Origin of the sequence: Peribacillus saganii (assembly GCF_003429095.1) — a bacterium.
Taxonomy (GTDB): Bacteria; Bacillota; Bacilli; order Bacillales; family DSM-1321; genus Peribacillus; species Peribacillus saganii.
Window position 1 is genome coordinate 74,314 of record NZ_QVTE01000024.1, and the last position, 7,269, is coordinate 81,582.

At 38.3% G+C, this 7,269-nt stretch carries 4 protein-coding genes; all 4 read left to right on the forward strand.

Features of this window, described 5'->3' with window-relative positions; genetic code table 11:
- Positions 1-100: 100 nt before the first annotated feature.
- Positions 101-1,474, forward strand: coding sequence for an O-antigen ligase family protein (locus D0469_RS09305; protein WP_117326477.1), 1,374 nt, complete (start codon positions 101-103; stop codon positions 1,472-1,474).
- Between the two features lie 592 nt (positions 1,475-2,066).
- Positions 2,067-5,495: an S-layer homology domain-containing protein gene (locus D0469_RS09310; RefSeq protein ID WP_158553407.1), complete on the forward strand. Its 3,429-nt coding sequence runs from the start codon at positions 2,067-2,069 to the stop codon at positions 5,493-5,495.
- Between the two features lie 425 nt (positions 5,496-5,920).
- Entirely contained in the window at positions 5,921-6,244 is a 324-nt protein-coding gene (locus D0469_RS09315) for a hypothetical protein (protein WP_233523000.1), read from the forward strand.
- A 451-nt stretch (positions 6,245-6,695) separates the two neighbouring features.
- On the forward strand, positions 6,696-7,247 hold the full coding sequence (locus D0469_RS09320; RefSeq protein WP_233523001.1) for a tyrosine-type recombinase/integrase: 552 nt from the start codon (positions 6,696-6,698) through the stop codon (positions 7,245-7,247).
- The last annotated feature ends 22 nt before the right edge of the window (positions 7,248-7,269 follow it).

Genomic DNA, 7,269 nt, shown 5'->3' on the forward strand with positions numbered 1-7,269 from the left:
AAACCGTCACGTGTTTCATGTTACATAAAGGATCATGGCTGTCCTTCATGAATAGGTGAACATATTTAGAGCACAGTAAAATCAAGAAGGGAGACGAAGGATGAACGGGAAGAACAGCCTGACTTACGTACTTGTGTTATTGCATTTGTTTTTAGTTCCAATTTTGTATTTTAAAAAATATATAGGGCCTTTGCCTTTGTCGATAGAAATTATTTTGATTCCCATATTGGTTCTAAGCGCCGCCTGGGAATATAAAAAAGGGACAATCAAGCTTAATGACTTGTCCATCAAACCATTTATTATAACCTTCAGCTTATTCCTTATCGCAGCGGTAATCTCGCTAGTGAAGGCCGAGAGCTATACGCCAGCGATTATGGAAATTGGACGCTTCCTATCTTATGTCTTTTTATTTTTAATTGTAGTAAAAGTACAATTTACGAAAGAGCAGTATATAAATTTTGCAAAAGCGTTCGGGGCAGCAGCCCTGATTGTAGGATTGTTCGGAATCCTTCAATATGTATTTAATTTCTCGCTAAACAAAGCAGGATTATATGCGTTAGAAGAAGCAAAGGGCCGGGTGGACTCCACCTTAACAAACCCTAACTACTATTCTTCATTCGTTAACTTTGTCATTCCAATCCTTTTGCTTTTAGCAGTGGTGTATTTCAAAAACAAAAAAACGCAGCTATTATTTTTCGCGTTTTATTCGATTTATGTAATTAACCTTATTTTGACTTATACAAGAGCAGCTTGGGTAACTATGTTCTGCGCGTTTATTTTGATTATCCTGATTATGCCGAAGAAGTTTCTTAAGAACTTGTTTAAACCGCATATTCTTGTTGCGTTTGCTCTATTACTAACAGTTCTATACTGGATGCCTGATGTCCAATCACGGACAAACTCGGCTATATATGCTATTGGGAAGCTCCTTCCGGATACACCTGGTAACCCTGATAAAGGTGGAGAAGATGGTGATGAAGCTCCAGAAGACGATGAGGAAACTATCGAAGAGCCAGACGACGAAACAACTAACCGTGCCGTTGTTTCCCGGATCACTCTCTGGAAAACAGGCTGGGTAATGTTCAAAGATAACCCGATTCTAGGTGTAGGAATGGGTAACTACTATGTCCGATACAAAGACTTTGTTGAGAAATACCCAGAGCTCGATATCGGCCATGAAGCATACTCTGTGCACAACTCTTATTTAAAAGTTGCTGCTGAAACTGGAATCATTGGGATTCTGTCATTCCTAAGCTTTTATATTGTATATTTCCTGTATCTTGCACGTCTGTACTTTAAACAAAACCTAATCGGTCAAGTTATTGCAGCAGGTGTATTTGTCGGCAGTGTCACCTTTATGGTACAAAATCTGTCCAACAACTTAATTTTCATACCGCAATTAAATATCATTTTCTGGTTAGTAGGTGGACTCGCGATCGCCTTCCTGCATCAGAATAAAAAGCAAAGCTTGTAAGCATGTGAACTCTCACATGCTTTTTTTTATGAAAAAGTGAGCCCTAGAGAAAAGAAAATTCACTATTACTTTTTGAAAACAATAACTGCTTATGGTGGGATTATTAATATAGAATTGTGTGTCCTTTTAAAATATAAACTTAAGGTTTTTTAAGATCGATTTAAAAAAAACAAGAAAAAGCGATAATGCTGTGACGGTTGCGTACAAAAACATTTTCAATAGCTAAGTGGAAATCAAACCATTGTATACCATGGGAAATAACTAAAAAATTGACGTTTTTAACTTTTTTTAAATATATATTCCATTTTAATTACATTAAATGTATAATGTAACAGTCAGTTAAAAAACGATGCATTCTCTGTAAATATTGTACCAGTAGTTACCATATTAAGAAATATGTAAAAAATAGTTGAAAAATATGGGGGATTTGGTAGAATAGATTACGAGTTTAAATATCCATTTCTACCATGTTAGTACATAACTATCAAAAATTGGTATGAAAGATGATGTTTGAACCAGAATGTGTTATGTTTCGGTGTTATTCATCGAGAAAAAATTTAACTTTTTTTACAAAACGGGGAGGATTTATTACATGGCTTACCAACCAAAGTCTTATCGTAAATTTGTTGCAACTGCGGCAACAGCTACAATCGTAGCATCTGCTCTTGCTCCAGTAGCATCTGCAGCAACTTTTACAGATGTTTCAGATCGTTACAAGGAAGCAGTAGATTACCTTGTAGCACAAAATATCACACAAGGTACTTCTGCAACTCAATTCGGAGTTAGCAAACAAATCAAGCGTGTTGATGCAGCAGTTATGCTTGCAAAAGCACTTGAATTAAACACTTCTACTGCTCCAGCATCTGGTTTCACTGATGTTCCTGCTCGTGCAGAAGGCGCAGTTAATGCTCTTAAAGCAGCTGGCGTTATCAATGGTAAAACAGCAACTAAATTCGGTTCTGACGACAACCTAACTCGTGGTGAAGTTGCCCTAATTCTTGCTAAAGCATACAGCCTAAAATCAGAAGTAAAGCAATTGAAGTTCACTGACGTTGCTGAGCGTTATGAGGAAGCTGTAATTGCATTAACAGAAAACGGCATCACTTCTGGTAAAACAGCTACTAGATTCGGTACTGCAGATTCAATCACACGTGGTGAGTTCGCAGTATTCGTTTATAAAGTTGAAAATCCAGGGGCAGTAATTGGTGAACTTGCGATTACAAGTGTAACTGCACTTGACGCTGCAAACAAAAACTTGCGTATTACTTTCAACAATAAAGTAACTGGACTTGAAGCTTCTGATATCGTTATCACAAATACAAAATCAGGTGCAGCTTTTGGTGTGAAAGAAGTTAATCTTGCAGCTGACGGTAAAAGTGCTCTTGTTGAATTATTTGCACACGATGATGCTGATAGAGACAATCCAGTACTTGAATATGCAACAGACTACACAGTAAGTGTTAATGTTGATGGTAAGACTGTAACAACGAAATTTGTTCGTCCAGCTTTCTTAGATGAAGATCAATTAGCTCGTGTAATCGACGTTGATTCTGAAGACCGTCAAGTTACAATCGAGTTCGACGCAAATAACGATGGTACTATTGCTGCTAATGAAGCTATCGTTTTAGATGTTCCAACAACTCTTGACTTCAATTTTGAAGAAGCTTTAGGCCAAGTAGTTCGAGTATGGTTCGATGGTGAAGAGAACCTTGTAAAATATGAATTCGATACTGAGAAAGTTGTATACGATGCAATTAAGGTAACTAAAGCAAACGAAATCGAAACAGTTGATGAAGAAGAAGATTTCGATCTTGCATCTAACTTTAAATTCTTTGTATACGATGAAATAGCAGGTCTTGATGGAGAAGAATATGACCGCACAAACATTTCAGCCAACAACCTTAACCCAGGTTCAGATAGCGATACTACCGACCGTCTGGAAAATTTAGTAGGTCAAGAGTTTGACTACGCTAAAGTCATCTATAATGATAAAGGCGATGTAGAGCGTGTATATGCATACAACTTCCAAAACTCTCCTATTTTAGTTGAATCAACTAAAGGAAACTATATCCTTGACTATGATTCAGCTGATGTAGATTTAAAAGACTACACAATCGTAAAAGATGGTAAGCAAATTGCGTTCGGCGACATCAAAAAAGACGATCTAGTATTCTACAATGAAGACGTGAACAATGGCGATGGTCTTGCAGTTGTTTACAATAACACTGTTAAAGGTAAAATCGATGCTGTATATGCAACTTCATTCAGAGTAGCTGGTAAGAACTTTGACTATGCTGGTGCTCAATATATTGATGAAAATGGCGACAGAGATACTTTAGATAAATCTGCTGCTGAAGAATTACAAGCAGGCGGAGATGTAACTGTATACTTTAACTTCAAAGGTGATGTAGTTCTTGCTAAAGGAACAGAAGGTCAAGTAGCAGCTAACTATAAAGCAGCTACATTAACAAGTGCAGTTCTACCATATGTAGATTCAAAAGGTGACGGTCAACTTGAAATTGAACTTGCTACACAAGCAGGTGAAAAATTATATGATTTCGCAGTAGATTCATTAGACGAAATCATTCTTCAAACTCCAAGCGATGAGCTCAAGTTTGAAACTGGAGATAAGTTGCCATTAAATGCTGGAAACACTGCTTTAAAAGTGTCTGATAGCTCTGCAATTTTAGCGACTACTCTTCCTTCAGATCTTGAAGTTGACGAATTCAGATTGGTTGCAGAAGGTGCTACTGACTTAGCTAATTTCGCTGGTTTACCAGCAACTCTAAATGCTCCTGGAGTAACTAACGACTATTATATCGTTGCTTACAACGAAGCAGGTGATGAATTAGCAGTTGTTAAACATATTGTAAAAGGTGCTTCTGCTACATCTGTTGAACCACTTTTAGAAGTTTCTACAGACGATAACGGTAAAGTTACAGGTCTTCAATTCTTAGATGACACTGCAGCCACTTTAGGCAACAAAATTGAGTTTGATAAGCCAGCTTACGCTAACGGATACCGTGTAGAAGATTCAACTATCATTGTAGATGTTGATGCAACTACTGGTGCATACCCAGATACTGATGATGTTAAATTCACTACTTGGAAAGATTTAAAAGCAAAAGGAACTGACATCGAATCAGGTGCTAAATTCTATATCGATGAAGACGGTAATGTTACACACATCGTTGTTAACGATCTGGATGCTGGTCAAACTACAGACAAAACTGCATTAATTACACGCGTTGATATCAATGACGATGATGAAGTAGTTGGCTTAGAAGTGTTAGTAGACGGAGAAAGAAAAGAATTAACTGCTGAAAACTTAAAAGGTAACGATATCGTTGATGCATCTGCAAGTGACCTATTTGAAGGTACAGTTGCTGTCCTAGAAATGAACGATACAAGCGGTGAAGTTTCAAAAATCACTCTTGCTGAAAACCGTACTGTTGTTGGTAAAGTAACAGCTGTAAATGTTAACTCTGATGAAATTACAGTTCAACTTGCTGATGGTTCATCTAAAGTAGTTGAACTTAACAGTGGAGCAGAAGTTTACGATGCTACTGATGCAGATGGAAAAGACTTCTCAGTAGAAGGTCTTGGCGACGTTGATGTAAACGAATATGTTGCAATTGGTTTATCAGCTGCAAACAGCCGTTTCGCTGACGTAGTTGCAATCATCACTGCTGGAGATGTTGCTAGTTACGATGTCTGGGCTCCAAAAACAGCGGACGTTCTAGGTAATGGTACGAATGCAACAGAAACTATTGCTGAAGGCGCTTCTGTAACATACACATTCAGTGAATCAGTTGCAAACCATGCGGCAATCGTAACAGCTATTAATGGTTTAACTCCTTCACAGGGTGCGGTAACTGCATCTTGGAATGCTGCTAAGACTGTCTTAACTGTTACTGACACTACTGATCTTACTGCTACAGTTTTCAATGCTGATGTAACAGTGACCGTTACAGATGCATCTGCAAACACTGCTTCTGTAAAATTAGTTGATGTTCAATAATAAGGGTTAGGTGCTAGCCGCCTTCCTAAGATTTTTGAAAAGACCCGTAGAGAAAATCTCTCTTAGGGTCTTTTCTATTTTTTGGGATCTATAATATTTTTTGGGGTTTATACACATAAAGTTTTGCATAAAAAAACACGCAAACTTCTCATTCTTTTATACTTGAATTGACGAGAAACAAGTGAAGAATGGAGTTGCGTGCAAATGAATTTTACCATGAATATCCCTGGTTTAAAAGAGGGAATTGGGGTCCACCTTGGATAAGGGTGACAATACACGATAGTAACCCCAAAATTTGACGGAGAAACTAAAAATAAAGAAAACCGAATCAACTAGAAAAATAAGATTATATTATATTAGTGAATAGCATTAAGAACAGCCCTAATTCCTTCCGAGGAGTTAGGGCTATTTTCATTTTTGGGAGGGTGAACAGTGAACAGGTGAAAGAAATTGATTGGTTTATAACTACGCTAGAACACTATTTTCAAGTGAAGGTCCAAAGAGAAAAAGTTAGTTTTGAGGGAATTGAACTGTGCCATGAAGAAATCGATGAAAGCCTCATTCCAAGAGAGCACATGAATGTGCTGCCTGATCCGCTATTGTTTGAAACTATGCTGTACATTGATGAAGAGGGGAATGAATGGATCGCTGGGGTGGTCATTGAAGAGTTCTCAAGGGAATGGTTGTACACAGTTTGGCTAAAGAATGGGGAAACCGCTGCGTACAAATTTCCAAATCAGCAGGGGTAAAAACTAATCCCTTTGCTTAGGCTGCAAAATCAAACTCACGACATTTCTTTTGCACATCTCACGGCATAACTAAATCGTACTAAACATAACAAAGTAAAACTTAGTCATACCAAGTAATACTGCCAAACCGAGGATAAAATACTGACGTCATAATTATATTTCTGTCGTGAGTGAGCATAGGAGGAGGTGGAGGAAGGTGTGGGAAAAAGTGATAACGACTGTGCTAGTTGCAGTAGCTACGGAGGTAGTCAAAGAGCTAACCAGTAATGCTAAATAGGAAAACAAAAATAGAATAGCGAAAGGAGAGTATGATATGAAAATCTGCCCTTGTCCGTGCCCAGGTCTTTGTACCATTTGCACGATTAAAACCATCATCGACATCATTAAAAAGTAGGAGCCATGAATGCGAAATCAAGCGTTCATGGCTCTTTTTGCGTTAGGAGAGAAACACATGGATGACCTAGCACAGCCTTTTCAGCAATGGCTGTTTGAAGAAGGAAAGTCACCGAAAACAATTGAGTCCTACGTGGGAGACATCAAAGGCTACCAACGATTTTTAGAGGAGAAGGCTGTGTCTGACCAGCAGCCTCTCTCTCGCTTTTCCTTTGTACGATACAAGCAACATCTCCTGGAGCAGCAATTTGCCGTTTCCACCATCAACAAGAAAATCAATAGCTTAAAGGTGTTCAATGATTTTCTGCAAAAGAACGGAATCGTCAGTGAAGGCTACATCCAACTAAAGCGTGATCGAGTACAAATTGCAGCAGGAAGTGAGCACATCGTAACGGCTTTGTCAGAGGAGGAAGTGGACCGCTTTCTTTTCTATCTTGAGGACCATACAAAAGTCAGCACTCGCAATAAGCTGATTGCCTACTTGCTTCTCTATACAGGGATTCGTGTCTCGGAGCTTGTGGGAATCAAGCTATCCGACATTGATACATTGACCTCTACTTTACTAATTCGTGGGAAAGGAGGGAAGGTTGTAACTGCTAGACTAAATTGAACAGTTTTTGCCAGATAAAAAT

What these genes read in the sequence shown, in the direction of transcription:
- D0469_RS09305 (WP_117326477.1), top strand. Translation starts at nt 101, where the DNA reads ATGAACGGGAAGAACAGCCTGACTTACGTACTTGTGTTATTGCATTTG.
- D0469_RS09310 (WP_158553407.1), top strand. Translation starts at nt 2,067, where the DNA reads ATGGCTTACCAACCAAAGTCTTATCGTAAATTTGTTGCAACTGCGGCA.
- D0469_RS09320 (WP_233523001.1), top strand. Translation starts at nt 6,696, where the DNA reads ATGGATGACCTAGCACAGCCTTTTCAGCAATGGCTGTTTGAAGAAGGA.